The sequence below is a fragment of the Streptomyces kurssanovii genome, from assembly GCF_040677245.1.
GTDB lineage: Bacteria > Actinomycetota > Actinomycetes > Streptomycetales > Streptomycetaceae > Streptomyces > Streptomyces kurssanovii.
Genome location: NZ_JBFAQK010000065.1, coordinates 25,469 through 42,817 on the forward strand (window position 1 = coordinate 25,469; position 17,349 = coordinate 42,817).

General features: G+C 72.1%; 20 protein-coding genes and 1 pseudogene. 10 read left to right on the forward strand and 11 right to left on the reverse strand.

Annotation, left to right across the window (positions count from 1 at the left end; all coding sequences use genetic code 11):
- Positions 1-84 precede the first annotated feature (84 nt).
- From AB0K36_RS29935 to AB0K36_RS29945, 3 genes and pseudogenes are all read left to right on the forward strand, one after another.
- On the forward strand, positions 85-711 hold the full coding sequence (locus AB0K36_RS29935) for a GTP-binding protein (protein ID WP_364600275.1): 627 nt from the start codon (positions 85-87) through the stop codon (positions 709-711).
- A gap of 82 nt (positions 712-793) precedes the next feature.
- Positions 794-1,912, forward strand: coding sequence for a phosphoserine transaminase (gene serC / locus AB0K36_RS29940; protein WP_364600277.1), 1,119 nt, complete (start codon positions 794-796; stop codon positions 1,910-1,912).
- 99 nt (positions 1,913-2,011) lie between these two features.
- Positions 2,012-2,335, forward strand: a pseudogene (locus tag AB0K36_RS29945) (Uma2 family endonuclease); the annotation flags it as partial.
- On the opposite strand, the gene AB0K36_RS29950 reads toward AB0K36_RS29945, so the two are convergent.
- On the reverse strand, positions 2,325-3,158 hold the full coding sequence (locus AB0K36_RS29950; RefSeq protein ID WP_364600279.1) for an ABC transporter permease: 834 nt from the start codon (positions 3,156-3,158) through the stop codon (positions 2,325-2,327). The pseudogene AB0K36_RS29945 and the gene AB0K36_RS29950 overlap by 11 nt on opposite strands.
- Positions 3,155-4,114 (reverse strand): ATP-binding cassette domain-containing protein, encoded by a 960-nt coding sequence (locus tag AB0K36_RS29955; RefSeq protein ID WP_364600281.1) that lies wholly within the window; start codon positions 4,112-4,114, stop codon positions 3,155-3,157. Before AB0K36_RS29955 ends, AB0K36_RS29950 begins: the two co-directional genes overlap by 4 nt.
- Before the next feature lie 91 nt (positions 4,115-4,205).
- Here AB0K36_RS29955 and AB0K36_RS29960 point away from each other — a divergent pair, with 91 nt between their 5' ends.
- Positions 4,206-4,967 (forward strand): TetR/AcrR family transcriptional regulator, encoded by a 762-nt coding sequence (locus AB0K36_RS29960; protein ID WP_364600282.1) that lies wholly within the window; start codon positions 4,206-4,208, stop codon positions 4,965-4,967.
- Positions 4,968-5,023: 56 nt separating this feature from the next.
- On the opposite strand, the gene AB0K36_RS29965 is transcribed toward AB0K36_RS29960, so the two are convergent.
- Positions 5,024-6,004 carry a YncE family protein gene (locus AB0K36_RS29965; protein ID WP_364600284.1) on the reverse strand — a complete coding sequence of 327 codons (981 nt, stop codon included), beginning with the start codon at positions 6,002-6,004 and terminating at the stop codon, positions 5,024-5,026.
- Between the two features lie 32 nt (positions 6,005-6,036).
- Positions 6,037-6,876 carry a class I SAM-dependent methyltransferase gene (locus AB0K36_RS29970; RefSeq protein ID WP_364600286.1) on the reverse strand — a complete coding sequence of 280 codons (840 nt, stop codon included), beginning with the start codon at positions 6,874-6,876 and terminating at the stop codon, positions 6,037-6,039.
- A 97-nt stretch (positions 6,877-6,973) separates the two neighbouring features.
- Here AB0K36_RS29970 and AB0K36_RS29975 point away from each other — a divergent pair, with 97 nt between their 5' ends.
- Genes AB0K36_RS29975 through AB0K36_RS29990 form a run of 4 tightly spaced genes read left to right on the forward strand, consistent with a single transcriptional unit; the run spans position 6,974 to position 10,180 of the window.
- Complete coding sequence (locus AB0K36_RS29975) at positions 6,974-7,582, forward strand: TetR family transcriptional regulator (protein WP_364600288.1); 609 nt, start codon at positions 6,974-6,976, stop codon at positions 7,580-7,582.
- A 34-nt stretch (positions 7,583-7,616) separates the two neighbouring features.
- Positions 7,617-8,300, forward strand: a complete 684-nt coding sequence (locus AB0K36_RS29980; RefSeq protein ID WP_364600290.1) for a GDSL-type esterase/lipase family protein — start codon at positions 7,617-7,619, stop codon at positions 8,298-8,300.
- Positions 8,301-8,360: 60 nt separating this feature from the next.
- Positions 8,361-9,116, forward strand: coding sequence for a class I SAM-dependent methyltransferase (locus tag AB0K36_RS29985; RefSeq protein ID WP_364600292.1), 756 nt, complete (start codon positions 8,361-8,363; stop codon positions 9,114-9,116).
- Between the two features lie 56 nt (positions 9,117-9,172).
- Positions 9,173-10,180 carry a hypothetical protein gene (locus tag AB0K36_RS29990; protein WP_364600294.1) on the forward strand — a complete coding sequence of 336 codons (1,008 nt, stop codon included), beginning with the start codon at positions 9,173-9,175 and terminating at the stop codon, positions 10,178-10,180.
- A gap of 31 nt (positions 10,181-10,211) precedes the next feature.
- On the opposite strand, the gene AB0K36_RS29995 is transcribed toward AB0K36_RS29990, so the two are convergent.
- The 4 genes from AB0K36_RS29995 to AB0K36_RS30010 form a co-directional block, all read right to left on the reverse strand.
- The gene (locus AB0K36_RS29995; protein WP_364600296.1) at positions 10,212-11,120 is read right to left on the reverse strand and encodes an alpha/beta fold hydrolase; all 909 of its coding nucleotides are present in this window, start codon (positions 11,118-11,120) and stop codon (positions 10,212-10,214) included.
- A gap of 141 nt (positions 11,121-11,261) precedes the next feature.
- Positions 11,262-11,678 (reverse strand): acyl-CoA thioesterase, encoded by a 417-nt coding sequence (locus AB0K36_RS30000; protein WP_189468784.1) that lies wholly within the window; start codon positions 11,676-11,678, stop codon positions 11,262-11,264.
- A gap of 111 nt (positions 11,679-11,789) precedes the next feature.
- Positions 11,790-12,254, reverse strand: coding sequence for a hypothetical protein (locus AB0K36_RS30005; protein ID WP_364600298.1), 465 nt, complete (start codon positions 12,252-12,254; stop codon positions 11,790-11,792).
- Positions 12,255-12,375: 121 nt separating this feature from the next.
- Positions 12,376-12,885 carry a carboxymuconolactone decarboxylase family protein gene (locus AB0K36_RS30010; RefSeq protein ID WP_364600300.1) on the reverse strand — a complete coding sequence of 170 codons (510 nt, stop codon included), beginning with the start codon at positions 12,883-12,885 and terminating at the stop codon, positions 12,376-12,378.
- 23 nt (positions 12,886-12,908) lie between these two features.
- Here AB0K36_RS30010 and AB0K36_RS30015 point away from each other — a divergent pair, with 23 nt between their 5' ends.
- Together AB0K36_RS30015 and AB0K36_RS30020 are read left to right on the forward strand one after the other, a co-directional pair.
- Positions 12,909-13,433, forward strand: a complete 525-nt coding sequence (locus AB0K36_RS30015; RefSeq protein WP_364600302.1) for a MarR family winged helix-turn-helix transcriptional regulator — start codon at positions 12,909-12,911, stop codon at positions 13,431-13,433.
- 89 nt (positions 13,434-13,522) lie between these two features.
- Positions 13,523-14,110 (forward strand): Uma2 family endonuclease, encoded by a 588-nt coding sequence (locus AB0K36_RS30020; RefSeq protein WP_364600304.1) that lies wholly within the window; start codon positions 13,523-13,525, stop codon positions 14,108-14,110.
- Between the two features lie 51 nt (positions 14,111-14,161).
- Here AB0K36_RS30020 and AB0K36_RS30025 read toward each other — a convergent pair whose 3' ends face one another.
- The 3 genes from AB0K36_RS30025 to thpR form a co-directional block, all read right to left on the reverse strand.
- Positions 14,162-15,151 (reverse strand): aldo/keto reductase, encoded by a 990-nt coding sequence (locus AB0K36_RS30025; RefSeq protein WP_364600306.1) that lies wholly within the window; start codon positions 15,149-15,151, stop codon positions 14,162-14,164.
- Between the two features lie 90 nt (positions 15,152-15,241).
- On the reverse strand, positions 15,242-16,435 hold the full coding sequence (locus AB0K36_RS30030) for an outer membrane protein assembly factor BamB family protein (RefSeq protein ID WP_364600308.1): 1,194 nt from the start codon (positions 16,433-16,435) through the stop codon (positions 15,242-15,244).
- Positions 16,436-16,640: 205 nt separating this feature from the next.
- Positions 16,641-17,210 carry an RNA 2',3'-cyclic phosphodiesterase gene (gene thpR, locus AB0K36_RS30035; protein ID WP_364600310.1) on the reverse strand — a complete coding sequence of 190 codons (570 nt, stop codon included), beginning with the start codon at positions 17,208-17,210 and terminating at the stop codon, positions 16,641-16,643.
- Positions 17,211-17,349: the final 139 nt, after the last annotated feature.

Genomic DNA, 17,349 nt, shown 5'->3' on the forward strand with positions numbered 1-17,349 from the left:
GACTTCGCCAGGAAGCAGCGGCTCCAGTTGCGCCCCCCGTCACCCCGGAAGGCACCACTCGATGACCGGCACCTCCGAGAAACGATGACCCGCGCCACGACCCGGGCGACCCCCGGAAGCGCGCTCGCGGGCGCGGACGCCCCCGTGGGCGACGGCGCGGGCTCCCGCGCGCTCAAGATCGCGGTGGTCGGCGGCTTCGGCGTCGGCCGGTCGACGATGGTGCGTTCGGTCAGCGAGATCCGTCCGCTGCACACGGAGGCGGCGATGAGCGCCGCCACCCCGGTGAACGACGCCGGCGTCCGGGTCCCGGCCAAGACGGCGACGACGGTCGCGCTGGACTTCGGCCGCATCACGATCGACGAGCAGAGGGTCCTCTATCTGTTCGGCACCCCCGGACAGGAACGTTTCCGCTTCCTCTGGGACCGCCTGCTCCGCGGTACCACCGGCGCCGTCGTCCTCGTCGACACCCGGGCGCTGACCGACGCCTGGTACGCGATCGACCGCCTGACGCACCACGGCACGCCGTTCATCATCGCCGTCAACGACTTCGGCGGCCCCTTCCGTTCGGAGGAGGAGATCCGTGCCGCGCTCGCCCTCCCGGCCGGCGTGCCGCTGGTCGAGTTCGACGCCAGGGACCACTCGTCCAGCAAGTTCGTGCTGATCGCCCTGGTGGAACATCTGCGCGCACTCGGCAGCGGCCGCGGTGTCTGACCCGGCGGGCGGACGCGCTCGCACCGTCTCAGCCGCCGGACCGTGTCCCCGCCGTGCGGCCGGAGCGGTATACGCTCCGAACGTGGCTGATATCCAGATTCCCGCTGACATCAAGCCCGCCGACGGCCGTTTCGGCGCGGGCCCCTCCAAGGTGCGTACGGAGGCGCTGGACGCGCTGGCCGCCACCGGCACCTCCCTCCTCGGCACGTCCCACCGCCAGGCCCCGGTCAAGAACCTGGTCGGCGAGGTCCGTGACGGTGTGCGCGAGCTGTTCTCCCTCCCCGAGGGATACGAGGTGATCCTCGGCAACGGCGGGTCCACCGCCTTCTGGGACATCGCGACCCACGGCCTGATCGAGAACAAGTCCCAGCACCTGTCGTTCGGCGAGTTCTCCTCGAAGTTCGCCAAGGCCGCCAAGCTGGCGCCGTGGCTGGCGGACCCGACGGTCATCTCCTCCGACCCCGGCACGCACCCGGAGCCGCAGGCGGAGGAGGGCGTCGACGTCTACGCCTTCACCCACAACGAGACCTCCACCGGTGTCGCCGCCCCGATCCGGCGGGTCGCCGGCGCCGACGACGGCGCGCTGGTCCTGGTGGACGCCACCTCCGGCGCGGGCGGCCTGCCGGTCGACATCGCGCAGACGGACGTCTACTACTTCGCCCCGCAGAAGTCCTTCGCCTCCGACGGCGGCCTGTGGATCGGCGTCTTCTCCCCCGCCGCCCTCGAGCGCGCGGCCCGCGTGCACGGCTCCGGCCGGCACGTCCCGGAGTTCTTCTCGCTGCCGACGGCGATCGACAACTCGCTGAAGAACCAGACGTACAACACCCCGGCGCTGGCCACCCTCTTCCTGCTGAACGAGCAGCTGAAGTGGATCAACGGCCAGGGCGGCCTCGACTGGTCGGTCCGCCGCACCGCGACCTCCTCGCGCACCCTGTACGGCTGGGCGGAGGCGTCCAAGTACGCGACCCCGTTCGTCGTCGACCCGGCGAAGCGCTCGCAGGTCATCGGCACGATCGACTTCGCCGACGAGATCGACGCGTCCGCGGTCGCCAAGGCGCTGCGCGCGAACGGCATCGTCGACACCGAGCCGTACCGCAAGCTGGGCCGCAACCAGCTGCGTGTGGCGATGTTCCCGGCGATCGACCCGGCGGACGTCGAGGCGCTGACGGCGTGCGTCGACTACGTGATCGAGAAGCTGTGATCGAGAAGCTGTAGCAGCGGACCGAACGGCGAAGGGCCCGGCGGACACCGCCGGGCCCTTCGCCGTCCCGGCGTCGCCGCGCCCTCAGCCCGACTGCGCCATCTGATCGAGTTCAACTGCTACGACCCGGCTGCGTTCCGACTCGTCCTCGAAGTCACCTCCAGCAACTACAAGAACGACCTCCGCAACAAGGTCGTCGCATACGCCCGCGCCAAGATCCCGGTCTACGTGATCGTCGACCGCAAGCACACCCGCGTCCACGTCCTGACCACCCCCTTGGCCGACGAGTACGACAGCCACGAGGTCCACGCCCCCGGCCAGCAGGTCACCCTCCCCGAGTCGATCGGCGGGGAGGTCAAGCTCGACGTGGCCGAGCTGCTGAAGGCCGGGGCGCCCCGCCGGTCCGGCGACGTCAGCGGCTGAGCCGCTGGAAGCGCCGGACCGCGAGCGGCGCGAAGACCGCCGTGACGACGACCGGCCACACCACCGCCATGAGCAGCGAGTGTTCCTGGATCCAGCTGCCGTCGCTCGCCACCGGATTGCCGAACAGCTCGCGGGCCGCCGCGGCCGTGGAGGAGATCGGGTTCCAGGCGGCGATCGTGCCCAGCCAGTCCGGCATCGTCGACGGCGGTACGAAGACGCTCGAGATCATGGTCAGCGGGAAGGCCACCGCGTACAGGCCGCCGGCCGCCTCCGGGGTGGGGACGAGCAGGCCGAGCAGGATGCCCACCCAGATCAGGCAGAACCGCAGGAGCAGCAGCAGCGCGAACGCCGCGAGTGCCTTCAGCGGCCCGGTGTCCGTGCGCCAGCCCATCGCGAAGGCGGTCGCCGCGAGGATGGTCAGCTCGGCACAGGCGACGATCAGGTCGTTGACGCCCCGGCCGGTGACCACGGCGGAGGGCGCCATGGGCATCGACCGGAAGCGGTCGATCACGCCCTTCGTCGCGTCGGTGACCACGGCCATCGCCGTGTTCATGAAGCCGAAGGCCATCGTCATGGCGAACATGCCCGGCATGAGGAAGTCACGGACGCTGCCGCCGTCGGGCGACTTCATCGCGCCGCCGAAGACATAGCCGTAGAGCAGCACGGAGATGATCGGGAAGCCGAGCTGCCAGGCGATGAGGACCGGCTGGCGCCGGTAGTGGGTCAGGCCGCGCCGGACCACGTTCCAGCAGTCGGCCACCGCCCAGTAGGCGCGTCCGTGCCTGTCGTCGAGGCTCAGGTCCACCAGGTCCGTCGTACTCACGCCGCCTCCTCGGTCTGTGTTCCGTGTCCGGTCAGGCGCAGGAACACGTCGTCCAGGCTGGGCCTGCGCAGCCCGATGTCCTCCACGGGGATCCGTTCGTCCTGAAGGGTGCGGGCGACCTCGGTGAGGGCCGCGACCCGGTCGGTCACCGGCGCGTGGACCCGGCGTTCCGGTTCGTCCGTCGTCGGGTCGGTGTCGGCGACCCGGGCCACGGTCTTGGCGATCGCCGGGAGGTCGGCCGCCTCGCGGGCGACGACCTCGATCCGGTCGCCGCCGACCCTGTTCTTCAGCCCGTCGGGGGTGTCGTCGGCGATGGCCCGGCCCTGGTCGATGACGGTGATACGGGAGGCGAGCCGGTCGGCCTCCTCGAGGTACTGGGTGGTGAGCAGGACGGTCGTGCCGCCCGCGACGAGCCGGCGCACCGCGTCCCACACCTCGCCGCGCGACCGCGGGTCGAGTCCGGTCGTCGGTTCGTCGAGGAACAGCACATCGGGTGCGAGGATCATCGACGCGGCGAGGTCGAGCCGGCGGCGCATACCGCCGCTGTACGTGCCGACGCCCTTGTCCCCGGCGTCCACCAGGTCGAACTGCGCCAGCAGTTCGGTGGCCCGCAACGCCGCGCGCCTGCCGCCGAGGTGGAAGAGGCGGCCGAACATCTCCAGGTTCTGCCGGCCCGTCAGCACCTCGTCGACGGCCGCGTACTGGCCGGTGAGGCCGATGCGCCGGCGCACCTGCCGCGGGTCGCGCCGCACGTCGGCGCCGGCCACCCGCGCCCGGCCCCCGTCGAACCGCAAGAGCGTCGCGAGGGCCCGGACGGCGGTCGTCTTCCCGGCGCCGTTCGGTCCGAGCAGGCCGTGCACGGTGCCCTGGCGCACGGCGAGATCGAAGCCGTCGAGGGCCCGTTTGTCCCCGTACCGCTTCTCGAGTCCTTCTGCCGAAACGGCGTATTCGTCCACTGAGCCCCTCCGCGACGCGTTAACTGAGTACGGTGTACCCACATGAGAGTACACCGTACTCAGTTTCTGTCCAGGCGATTACGCTGACCCCATGACGACTGAGACGAGCGGCAGCAAAGACGTCTCGCGCAGCCTCGAACTCCTCTGGGGCACCGGCGAGCGACCCTCACGCGGCCCCAAGCCGGGCCTGACCCTCGACCGGATCGTCGGCGCCGCGATCGGGATCGCCGACGCGGAGGGCATTGCCGCCGTCTCGATGCGCCGCCTCTCCACCGAGCTGGGCACCGGCACGATGTCCCTCTACCGCTACGTCCCCGGCAAGGCCGAGCTGCTCGACCTGATGCTCGACCGCGTCATGGGCGAGCCGTTGGAGGACGACGCGCACCAGCCGGAGTCCGACACCTGGCAGGACGCCGTACGCGCGATGGGCCGCGCGCACCTCGAGCTCTTCCGGGCGCACCCCTGGCTGCTGAGGGTCAACCAGTCGCGTACGGTCCTCGGCCCCAGCGCCGTACGGGGGCTGGACGCGTCACTGTTCGCGCTGCGGGGGATGCGGCTGACGGACCCGGAGCTGATCTCGGTGATCATCGCGGTGCAGAGCTTCGTCACCGGCATCGCGCGCATAGAGATCGATGCCGCGGAGGCGGCGAGGCAGACGGGGCAGAGCGAGGAGGAGTTCTGGCGCGCTCAGGAGCCGTTCCTCTCGAAGGCCATGGTCAGCGGCGAGTACCCGACCCTGGCGCATCTGTCGGACGACGCCTTCACCTCGAACTTCGACCACTTCGCCTTCGGCATGGAACGCCTGGTCGAGGGGTTCGAGACGCTGGTCCGCGCACGGGCGAAGGACGCCTGACCCGCGGCAGGCCGGCCGGAGGAGATCCGGCCGCGCCGGGCCCGCCGCCGGACGCCTCAGCCCCGGCCCCGGCGCCGGCGCAGCGCGAGGACCAGCACCGCGCCGCCGCCGAGCACGAGCAGGCCGTACGTCGTGACGTCGCCCTTCTCGTCGTTCCCCGCGGCCTTACCGCCGTCCGCCGGCCCGCCGGGGCTCTTCGCCCCGCCGCCGGAGCCCGGTTCCTTCTCCACCGCCACCCGCTCGACGGGGCTCTGCTCCCCCTCGGTCCCGATCATCAGCGCCGTGCCGTCCGTCGTGTACGTCACCGACTCCGACTGGCCCTGGATCGGCGCGCGGACCCGGTGGTCGGCCCCGAGGCGGCCGTTCTTCCACTCGTAGCCACGCGCGCTGAAGTAGGAGCGGAGTACCAGCTCCGTGCCGTCCGGCGAGAACGCGCCGTCGGTCACCCACGGCACCTCGCCGATCCGCCGGAAGACGTTGGTGGCCTTGGCGTCGAGCGTGGCCGGGCCTTCGTAGAGGCCGCCGCCGTCCTCGTTCTTGGAGGCGATGTAGACGCGGCCGGTCTTCGGATGCACCATCAGCGCCTCGGCGTTGCGGGGGCCGTCCGCGTACTTCACGTCGAACTGGGTGGCGGTGACGGTCTGGTCGCGCAGCCGCTCCGGCTCGGGGAAGCGGTAGATCCAGACGTGATCCCAGCCGCCGTCGAGGTTGTCGCCGATGTCGCCGACGTAGATGTTGCCGTCGGGGCCCACGGAGATCGCCTCCATGTCCCTCGGCTCGCCGACGCCGCGCAGGGTGATCGTCGCCACCGTCTCGCCCGTCTCCGAGTCGACGCCGAAGATCCGCGGCTGGTCCTGGTCGTTGTGCGTCCAGTAGATCCCGGGGTGCGCCCGGCTCGCCGCGAGCCCGCTGGACTCGGTGATCCGCGGGTCCTTGATCGTGAACCCTTCGGCCCCGCCGTCGGCGGCGGCGACGGGGCAGGCGACGGCGAGCACGAGGGCGGCCGCCAGGCCGGTGACGTACGGAAGCGAACGCATGCCCCAAGCCTGCCATCCCGGCCGGGCGGCTCCTACGGGCGTACGGCGGTGACCAGCCACGCCGTGCTGCGCAGCCGGACGGCGCCGTCCTTCTCGTACGGCCGCAGGATGTCCGTGAGCCGGCGCCGGGCCCGCTCGCCGGTCGCCTCGTCGACCTGGCTCAGCAGATGGCGGCCGGGTCCCGAGCCCATGAGGAACGCGGTGGCGTCCTCGGCGTCCCGCCCCCACCTCCCGTACGCCTCGGCAGGCTCGACCGTGACGCCGGTGAACCCGGCGCCCGTCAGGACCTCGCGGACGCGGCCGGGATCGGCCAAGGAGAACATGCCGGGCCCTCCGGTGGCGCCGAAGCCACCCATCGGAAGCACGTCCCGCAGGCCGGCCAGCGCCTGGATCCACTCGTTGCCGTTCCCGCCGGCGACGAGGAACGCCGCACGGCCGCCGCTGCGCAGGCCGCCGCCGATGTTGGCGAAGGCGGCGACCGGGTCGGCGAAGAACATCACGCCGAAGCGGCTGATCGCCACGTCGAAGCCGCGGCCCGCCAGGGCGTGGACCTGGGCGTCGCCGTGCTCGAAGGTCACGTTGCCGAGGTGTTCGGCGCGTGCGGACTCCCGTGCGCGCTCCAGCATCGGCCGGGACAGGTCCACGCCGGTGGCGTGCCCGTCGGCCGCGCGGCGGGCGGCGAGCCTGGTGGTGGCACCGGCGCCGCAGCCGATGTCGAGGACCGAGTCCTCGCGGCCCACGGCGGCCGCGGTGAGGAGGGCCTCGTTGAAGCCCTCGTTGACGGCGTCCCAGCGGTCCTGGTTCCGGGCCCAGTGGGTGCCCTCGTACCCGTTCCAGGCCTGCTCCTGCTCGGTGTTCACGATGTGTTCCACGGCGCTGCCTCCCGTTAGAATGGGCGTACGCCCAAACAGTATGGGCGCTCGCCCATTCTGTCCATCGCGACACCGCAGAAGACCCGGAAGGCCCTGGATGTCACCCCGTGGAGTAGCCGTCCCCGACGCCCGCGAACGCCTCTTCGCCGCGGCGGAACGAGTCGTGGCCCAGGGCGGCCCCGGCGCCCTGACCAGCCGGGCCGTCACCGAGGAGGCGGGCTGCTCGAAGGGGCTGCTGCACGCGCACTTCGCGGGCGGGCTCGACGAGTTCGTCGCAGAGCTGGTCCTCGACCGGCTCGCCCGCACGGCCGCTCTGGCGCAGAAGCTGCCCACGCGGGCGGGCGAGGACACCGTCGCCGCGAACCTCACCGGGGTCGCCACCGCGCTGTTCACCTCCACGGGGCCGACCGTCGCCGGGCTGGCCCTCACCCGCCCCGGCGCCGCGCGGCGCTTCCGCGAGGCGATGACGGCGGGCGCCCCGGGCTTCACCACCGTCCAGGAGGCGGTGACCACGTACCTGCGGGCCGAACAGCGCCTCGGGCGGGTCGACGGCCGGCTCGACGCGGAGGCCCTCGCGCTCGCCCTCGTCGGCACGGTCCATCACCTGCTGATGACGAGTCACCCGGGCGCCCCCGACCCCCACGCGCAGATCCGGCGACTGGTCACGGCGCTGGCGGGTGGCGGGCCTCACATCGCCGAGCAGTGACGGGTTACCGGTGGGTTCAGCCATGATGTCGACCATGCGATTCCTGTTCGTCGGCGATTCCATGACCATCGGACGCGCCGGCGACTTCACCTGGCGCTACCGGATGTGGCAGCACCTCTCCGCCGTCGGTGAGCCCTTCGAGATCGTCGGCCCGCGGCGCGAGCTGTACGACACGGAGGCGAACGCCCCCGTGTCCCACCGGTACGCCGATCCCGGCTTCCCCGGCCACGCCCGCCGCCACCTGGCCGGCTGGGGCGAGGGCTGGCTGCACATGGCTCCCCTGATCCGTGAGACGGTCGCCGCGGAAGGGGCCGACGTCCTCCTGGTCTCGCTGGGCCTGATAGACCTCGGCTTCTACACGGACAGCGGCCAGACCGCCCGGAACGTGCGGGAGTTCGTCGCGCAGGCCCGTCTGGCCAACCCGCGCGTCCGGATCGTGATGCTCCCGGTCATCCCCAACATCCGCGCCCGGTCGGACCGGCCCTTCGCCGCCGAGTGCGACCGGTTCAACGACCTGCTCGCCAAGGCGGTGGCCGACCTGGACACGTCCGCGTCCCCGCTCCTGCTGGCGTCGCACCCGCCGTCGTACGACCTCGACACCGACACCTACGACGGCACCCATCCCGGTCCGAGCGGCGAGATCAAACTGGCCGGGGCGTTCGCGACGGCGATGCACCAGGCGTGGGGACTGGGCGGGGCGTACGGCATCGCCGCCTGAGCGGCCCTCCCCGGGGAAAACCCGGGTGCGGGCGCGTCCCCCGGCTGCGACCCTGCCCGTATGTCCACGTTCGAAGACCTCCTCGCCGAAGGCGAAGCCGTCCCCACCGAGGGCTGGGACTTCTCCTGGTTCGCCGGCCGCGCGACGGAGCAGCGCCCGTCCTGGGGCTACGCGAAGCTCCTCGCCGAGCGTGTGCCGAAGGCCGAGGCGGTCCTCGACATCCAGACCGGCGGCGGCGAGGTCCTCGCCTCTGTCCCGGCGGCCCCGCCGGTGCTGGTGGCGACGGAGTCCTGGCCGCCGAACCTGGAGATCGCCCGGCGCAACCTCGCCAGGCTGGGAGCGACGGTCGTCCACGCCGGCGACTCGGCCGATCTGCCGTTCCCCTCGGCCCACTTCGACCTGGTCGTCAGCCGCCACCCGGTGACCACCCGCTGGGACGAGGTCCACCGCGTCCTGCGCCCCGGCGGCACATACCTCTCGCAGGCCGTGGGCGACGGCTCGGTCCGCGAACTCACCGACTTCCTGATGGGCCCTCAGCCCGTCGACCCGTCACGCAGCCCGATCACGACCGTCACGGCCGCGGAGGCCGCCGGCCTGGACGTCGTCGATCTGCGCCAGGAAATGCTCCGGACGGAGTTCCACGACATCGCCGCGGTGGTCCACTTCCTGCGCAAGGTGATCTGGATCGTCCCGGGCTTCACCGTGGACGCGTACCGCGACCGGCTGGCAGCCCTCCATGACTTCATGGAACGCCACGGGCCGTTCGTGGCCCACTCCAACCGCCTCCTGATCGAGGCCCGCCGCCCGCGCGACTGACGCCGCACGGACCGCGATACGGTGCGCGGGGCCGCCGAACCGGGGAGATCACGCACATGACCGTCATACGCCGCCTGGCGCTGTACGTGGCGCTGCCGCTGGCACTCGCCGTCGTCGCGGGCTACGGCTGGTACCGGCTCAGCGACACGGGCAAGCGCTGGCGCTACGAGGACAAGCTGGCGACGTACTGCCAGGGGCTGATCCCGCCCGAGGAGTCGGCGGGCTTCACCGACTACGACACGGAGCGGGGACTGCCGAACGACGTGCACCGCGGCGGGTCCGACGGCTACGAGTTCTGCGTGGTCGGGAAGACGACGCTCACCATCGCCCTGATCCCGGAATCCGCCCGCGACGACGACGGCGCCCGCGGCGTGTTCGACGAGCTGCGCTCGAGCAGGACGGGAACCCTGCCGATGTCGCTCGGCGGCGGCTGGCACGGCTACACCGATCTCAACAGCACCGCCGTGGTCCTGGATTGCGGCAACAAGGACGCGTCCGTCGTCGTCCGAACGGGCCGCCGCGGCCGCGCGGTGGCGGGTCGCACCACCGCCGAACTCGCCGCGGCCACCGCGGTCAGGGCGGCCGAGCACTGGGACTGCGAGGCCCGGCCCGGCGGCCGGATGTCACCCACCCCTGCGGAGCCGGAGGAGGAATCCCGTTTCGCGGCGAAGGGAACGTGCGCGGGAATCCCGATGCGCGACATGGACATCGTCCACTGGATCAAGGAGACGCCGACGGCCGACTCCTTGATGACGGAGACCTGCGTGCTCGGCGAGACCGAGGCCCGTGCCGAGGAGTTGTTCCAGGCCCGCGCCTACTTCGGCCCCTTCGCACAGGCCTGGCACCCGGGAGGCGAGCCCGGCCGGGACGCGGGCCGGCACGGGAGCGACTTCCTCTGGGCCACGGCCGAGTGCCCCGGGACCAGCGCCCGCGCGGTCTTCACGATCTCCACCACGGACTACGTCCACGAGGACGTCGAGGACTTCGCCCGCGCGGCCCTCAAGGGCTTCGCCGAACGCTCGGCCGGGCAACGCGGCTGCACGGACCTGAAGCTCCCGGCCTGAGACCCCGACGTCACCGCTGCCGCGCCGGGTCTCAGCCGGTGTGCCCGGCCCGCCCCAGGACGGCGAGCACCGCCTGGGTGACGACGTCCGGCCTGCTGCTCTGGATGTAGTGACCCGCGGCCGGAACGACAGCGTGCTCCCCGCCCGCCACGGACGCGGCGACCGATTTCTGGAGCTCGGTCCAGCGGCGTCTCATCCCCTGCGGCATCCCCCGGCTCGCGCTGAGGACCGTCACGGGCACGTCCGGCAGCCTCGACGCGGCGCGGCGGCGCCGGATCTCGGGGGTGGCCTTGACGATCATGCGGTACTCGTCGACGGCGGTACGCACCTGCTGCCGGCTTCCGGAGGCGGCGAGCCAGGCGGTGACCAGCAGTTCCCGCACCCCCGGATCGTCGGACGCACGGGAGGCCTCGCGCACGGCACGCCGGTGGTTCGACCGGCCGGTGAGCCGGAGAGAGGTCCGGACCGCGAGCTGACGCGCGTACGTCCCCTCGGCCATCCGGCCGGCCCACGGCTGGAACTCCTCGTGCGAAGGGTCGAGCAGCACGAGCCCCGCCACCAGGTCCGGCCGGGCCCACGCCACGAGCTCGGCCAGCTGGCCGCCCCAGCTGTTGCCGACGAGGACGCAGGGGCCGCCGCCGGCCCGGGACAGCAAGGCGGTCAGGTCCTCGACGGCCGAGTCGAGCGAGAGCCGGGGAACCGGGTCGCTCAGGCCGAGTCCCGCCCGGTCGTACGCGATCACCCGGGTGCAGCGGGCGAGAGGCGCCAGCACCGGCGTCCACATCATCGACGACCCGGCGCTCGGGGCGTCCAGCACGACCGCCGGCGCGCCCTCTCCCGCCTCGATCCAGCGCGACTTCCGGCCGTGCCGGTCCAGTTCGCCGCGCAGCGCCCCTCCGGGCACCAGCGCTCCGACCGCCTCGACAACCGCGTCGTCCACGACTTCCCCTCCAGCTCTCGCAACCGGCGCTTGCGCCAACGAATCCGCGCGGGCGACGGTTCCGCCGAGAGACCTGAAGGGAGCTTCCTGGCCGGTACGTGATCCTTCGGCCGGCGCCGGGCCGGCTCCACGCCTTCGGCCTCAGCCGGTGAGCAGGTCCGGGTTGTCGGCCAGCGCCGCGAGGTGCGCGCGCGGGTCGGCGATCAGCCTGCGGGTCGAGAGGTCGAGCATGCCCGCCACACCGGAGATCTCCGCGGCGACGGTGCCGTCGTCCTTGACGATCTGCTGCTCGACGGTGAAGGTCTTGCCCTCCCCGTAGACGAACCGGCAGGTCACCCGCACCTCGTCGCCGCCGCGCAGCTCGCGCAGGAACTTGACCGTCACCTCGAGCGCGACCGGCCCGACGCCGCTGGCGAGCAGCTTCTCCTGCGGCAGACCGGCGGCGCGCAGCAGTTCCCAGCGCGCGTGCTCGGCGTACTGCAGATAGACGGCCTGGTTCAGATGGCCCTGCGTGTCGAGCTCGTAGCCCCGCACGGTCACGTCGGCGAAGAAGGTCATGCCGACGGCAACAGCGCCGCCCGGCGCGGGTATTCCCGTACGCCGGGCCGACGCGCGGGCCCCGGCCCTCGGTGGGGACGTGGGCCGGGCCGCGACCGTTCGGGACCGGTGTCAGAAGACGAACGGGCCCGGGTTCTGCGGGGACGTGGCCGTGCACTCGGCGGTGATGCCGAAGACCACGACGGTCAGGCTCTTCGCCTCGAGGCTGTCGCCCGCCGCGACCGTGCCGTCGAGCGGGCCGGTGGAGACGGCGCCGCCCGCCGGGATCGCCGGGTTGGAGTCGCCGGTGAACGTCGCCGTGTCCGTGCCGTTCTTGGCCAGGGTGAGCGTGGACCGGACGGAGTTCGCGCCGATGGGCAGCGGCGCGGTGATGGCCGCCGTGGAGAGGTCGATGGTCGCGGCCGTGCCGTCCTGAGCGGCCTTGAGGGTGGCGGTGCCGGAGCCGTACGAACCGCAGTCGAAGGACAACGTCGCCGTCTCGGGCGTCACCGCGTGGGGGGCGGGCGCCATGGCGAGGGTTGCCACGGCCAGGGTGGCGACGGCGAGCAGGGTGCTGCTTTTCAGAGAGTTCCGCATGGGGGGAGTCCGCCTTCGTGTGGGGGGTCACGGGCTGGTGGGGGCATTGCGGCATGTGAGACCCGAGAAGGGAAGGGAGACACAGCACCACCGGCCCACAACGGCCGGATCCCGCCCCTCCTCAGAGCGCGGCCCGCGTCAGCCGGTTCGCGAACGTCGACATCGTGTACGTGCCGATGCCCATGACGACCTCCAGCGCGTTCTGCGAGGTGAAGCCGTGCGCCAGGAAGACGCGCAGCTCCTCGTCGCCGACCGCGCCGGCGGTACGGAACACCTCGAGCGTGAACTGCCGCACCGCCTCGAGCCGTTCGTCGTGCAGCGCACGCTGCTCGGACAGCGCCGCGATCAGCTCCTCGTCCGCGCCGAGCGTGCGCAGCTTCCCGGTGTGCATGGCCACGCACACATGGCACTCGTTGCGCGCGGCGACCGTCATGACGACGACCTCACGGGCGACCGGGTCGAGCGTCGTCGCCTCGAAGGCGGCGCTCAGCTTGAGGAAGCCCTCCAGCAGGTGCGGCGACTCCGCCAGTCTGGCGACCGCCGGCGGCAGACGGCCGAGGCGCTTGGCGGTGGCCTCCATGGCACGGCGGGACGCGGGCGGGGCGGATTCCAGGGTGTGCTCGGTGAACATGGCAGGCTCCTACAATGGACAACATGGTTGACGAACCGCTCCCTGAGAACGTAAACCAGGTTGTCGAACAGCGCAAGGCGGTCACCGACCCGCCCGGCTACGAGCTGCCCCTGCTCCTCTTCGCCGGGTTCCGCTCGCTCATCGACAAGCTGCACGCCGAACTGGCCGGGCAGGGCCACCCCGACGTACGGCCCGCCCACGGCTTCGCCATGCAGGCCATCGGCGCGGAAGGGGCCACCGCCAGCGACCTCGGCCGCCGCCTCGGCGTCTCCAAACAGGCGGCGGGCAAGACCATCGACCGCCTGCTCTCCCTCGGCTACGCGGAACGCGCGGACGACCCTGCCGACGCCCGCCGCAAGCTGATCCGCCTCACCCCGCACGGCTTCGACGCACTCGCCCGCTCGGCGGCGATCTTCGACGAACTGCGCGCGGAATGGGCGCGGGCGATCGGTCCCGACCGCCTGCGCGACCTCGAATCCGATCTGCGCACCGTCACTCCGCCGGGCGGCATCCGCCTGGACGCGGCGGGCTGGCTGAGCGGCGCCTGACCCGTTCCGGGGTGGTGACCGGTCACGGTCAGTATCGTTGTACCGCGCGGTTGCACTCGTTCGAGCGGCAGCCGGGGAGGAGCGCCACGATGACCGCCTTGGACGAGCGCAGGATCGAAATGGCCGAGAACAGCGACGAACGCACCCTGGACGAGATGTTCCAGTGGCTCGAGTCCGCCCCCGAGGGATTCAAGGTCGAGATCGTCGAGGGGGCCGTCTTCATGTCGCCGCAAAGGGACATCCACTGGCAGATCATTCGCCGGATCGTGCGGGCGCTCGAGGACCGCTTCGGCATGGACGTCACGGTGATGTCGGACGTACGGATCGACTTTCCCGGGACGCTGAACGGCTTCGCTCCGGATGTCGCCAAGCTCAGGGACGGCGCCGAGAAGGACGAAGCGGGCCGCTGGCGCTACCAGGACGTCGAGTTCGTGGCCGAGGTCATCTCCAAGGGCACGGGGCACAACGACTACGGCCCCAAGAAGGCGGCATACGCCGCAGCGGGGGTGCCCGCCTACCTCGTCGCCGACCCGTACCAGCGCAAGTGCCACCTCTACACCGGCCCGAAGGAGGGCGACTACACGACGGAGACGACCGTCGTCTTCGGCACGGACCTCGAGCTCACCGACACCCCCGTCGGCCTCACGCTCACCACCGCCGACTTCCCTCGCGAGTGAGCCCGCGCCGGGCGTGGGCCGCCGCCCCCGGCAGGGAGCGGCGGCCGAGGCTCACCAGGCGAACGCCTCCGGGGAGGGGCCCGGCCCCGGGAAGATGTCGTCGAGGCCCGTGAGCAGTTCTTCGCTCAGCTCCAGCTCCAGCGCCCGCAGCGCCGACTCCAGTTGCTCCGCCGTGCGTGGGCCGACGATCGGGCCCGTCACGCCCGGACGGGTCAGCAGCCAGGCGAGCGCCGCCTCACCGGGCTCCAGGCCGTGCTTGTCGAGCAGGTCCTCGTACGCCTGCACCTTTTCCCGCACGGCCGTGTCGGCCAGCGCGTCCGCGCTGCGGCCGGTCGCCCGCCGGGAGCCCTCGTTCTCCTTCTTGATCACCCCGCCGAGCAGTCCGCCGTGCAGCGGCGACCAGGGGATGACGCCGAGGCCGTACTCCTGGGCGGCCGGGATCACCTCCATCTCGGCACGGCGCTCGGCCAGGTTGTACAGGCACTGCTCGCTGACCAGCCCCAGCGAACCGAGGCGGCGGGCCGTCTCGTTGGTCTGGGCGATCTTCCAGCCGGGGAAGTTCGAGGAACCCGCGTAGAGGATCTTGCCCTGCTGGATCAGTACGTCGATGGCCTGCCAGATCTCCTCGACCGGGGTGCTCCGGTCGATGTGGTGGAACTGGTAGAGGTCGATGTGGTCGGTCCCCAGGCGCTTGAGCGAAGCGTCCACCGCACGGCGGATGTTGAGTGCCGAGAGCTTGTCGTGGTTGGGCCAGGCCTCGCCGTCCGTGCCCATGTTCGCGTACACCTTGGTGGCGAGCACGACCTTGTCACGGCGGCCCTCGCCCTTGGCGAACCAGCTTCCGATGATCTCTTCCGTGCGGCCCTTGTTCTCGCCCCAGCCGTAGACGTTGGCCGTGTCGAAGAAGTTGATGCCCGCGTCGAGGGCCGAGTCCATGATGCCGTGGCTCGTGGCCTCGTCGGTCTGGGGGCCGAAGTTCATTGTGCCGAGGACGAGTCGGCTGACCTTGAGTCCGGTGCGTCCGAGCTGCGTGTACTTCATGACGTCCAAGCCAACGCCTTCGAGCGCGCTCGAAGCAAGGACCACTTCACCCAAGGCCGGGTCCCGCAAGGCGGGACACCGGGCGCGGAGTCAGCTCCGGCGGCCGGTCTCCGCGTCCGCGCAGTGCAGGAGCCCTCCGGTCCCGTCCCGGCTCGAGGCAAGGAAGAGCACCCGGTCGGCTCCCAGCGGGACCGGCCGCTCCCACACGCCCGAATCCGCCACCCACAGCAGCCGGCCGTCGCGGACGGCCCCGACCCTGTCCCCGTCGGAGACGAACAGGTGCCGGTGCCCGGCCGCGATCTTCTCCGCGTCCACCGCACGGCCGTCACGGGCGGTCAGCCGCAGTCGCCGCAGACCGCGCCGCCCTCCGACCTCGGCGACGTACAGCCGGTCCCGCCACGTCGTCGCGTACACCCGGTCGCCCACACACACGGCGGGTTGCGAGAACGAGGTGAAGCGGCGGAGACCCAGCCGGACTCCGATCAGGGGCGTCGCCCGGTCCCGGCCCGACCAGGCGAGAAGCCGTATCCGGCGTCCGAGGGCCTCGGAGAACAGCGCCCGGCCGCCGTCGACCAGGGCGGGCGGGGGACCGAGGTCCTTCACCACCCGCTTCGGGAACGAGGTCCGGCTCAGCACCTCGCCCGTGTCCGTCGCCCGCACGCAGAGCTCGCCGCGGCGCCAGGTGTGGAACAGTGCGGCGTCGGCCTCCTCACCCTGCCCGAGCAGATCGCCGTACCCGTTCTGCCACAGCTCGTCGCCGGTACGGGCGTCGAGGGCGCGGAAGCCCGCGGTGTCGAGGATCACGGTCCCGCCCCGCACCAGCAGGCCGTAGATCTTGCTGAACTCGTCCTCCCAGAGGGTCTCACCGGTCGAGGCGTCGACCCCGGTGATCTGACCGCCGTCCTCGTCGTTCCACAGCACCACCGTCGAACCGGCCGCCGCGGCCTGCCGCAGCCGGCTCCTGCGGCGCTTCCACCGCACCTCGCCCGTCTCCGCGTCCAGGGCGACGAAACCGCTGCGCTCGTAGTCCCGGTTCACCGGGACGACCACGGTCCCTCCGGCGCGGACGATGCCTTCGCCGTCCGGTTTCGTCAGCTCGTCGCTGCACCAGCGGACCCGGCCCCCGTGCACGTCCACCGCGCCGACCCGGCTGTCGGAGACCACGACATGGACGGTGTCGCCGACGACGACGGGACTGCTCAGCGTCCCGCCGGGCGCGCGCAACGTCCACCGGCTCTTCCCACCACCCGCGCTGATCGTCAACGGCGGTCTGTCGTCCGGCATGTACGGCTCCTTCGACGGCGAGCCGCCCGGCGCCGGATCCCGGCGCTGCGGGCCCGTCGCCGCGCGGGGGCGGATGCGTGCGTGTTCGGCCGGCCGGTCGCGGGACGCGTCAGCCGAAGGCGGCGGCCACGGCGACGATCACGAACATCAGCACCAGCGCCGCGGCCATGATCTGGTTTCTGGTCTTGGGATTCACCCGTCGAGGTTAACCCGCGCCGCCGAGGGGCCAGGAACCGACCACTTCGTACCGGGGCTGCTCCCCCGGCACCCCGCTGACCGGCAGATTGCTTCGTACGAGGGCGAGGTCGGCCACCTGCCACGGGGTGCCCTCGAACGCGGCCAGCGCCTCGACGTACGGACGCAGGTCACCCGCCTCACGGGCCCGGGCGATCGTCAGGTGCGCCTGATAGCGGCGGTGCTCCTCCATGCTCACGCCGGCGCGGCGGGCCGCGGCGTCCGAACGTTCGGCCAGCAGCCGCATCTCCTCCAGACCGCCGGCTGCCCCGACCCACAGCGCGCGGTGCCCGAACCGGCCCCCCTGGTGCAGCCGCAGCGGGAACGCCGACGTCCTGTGCGCCGCCCGCGCCAGCCGCTCCCGCAGCTCGGGCACGAGCTCGTCGTCGACCTCCCCGAAGAACGCGAGCGTGAAGTGCCACCCGGCGTGCCCGGTCCAGCGGAGTGTGTCGGCAGCGGGGAGCCGACGGAGGGCTGCGACCTCGGTGGCGAGTTCGTCGACGGCCGTGGGGGGTGGGAGTACGGCGGCGAAGAGTCTCATGGGGTCAGTGTGCCGCGCGGTGGCTCCGCCGCGCGGGGCGTTTTCCCCACCCCGCCCCGCCGGGCGGGCTGACTTTGCCAGCCCCGCCGGCGTTTGAGGCGCGGGGGTCCGGTGGGGGTCCCCCCACGCCGCCAGGCGT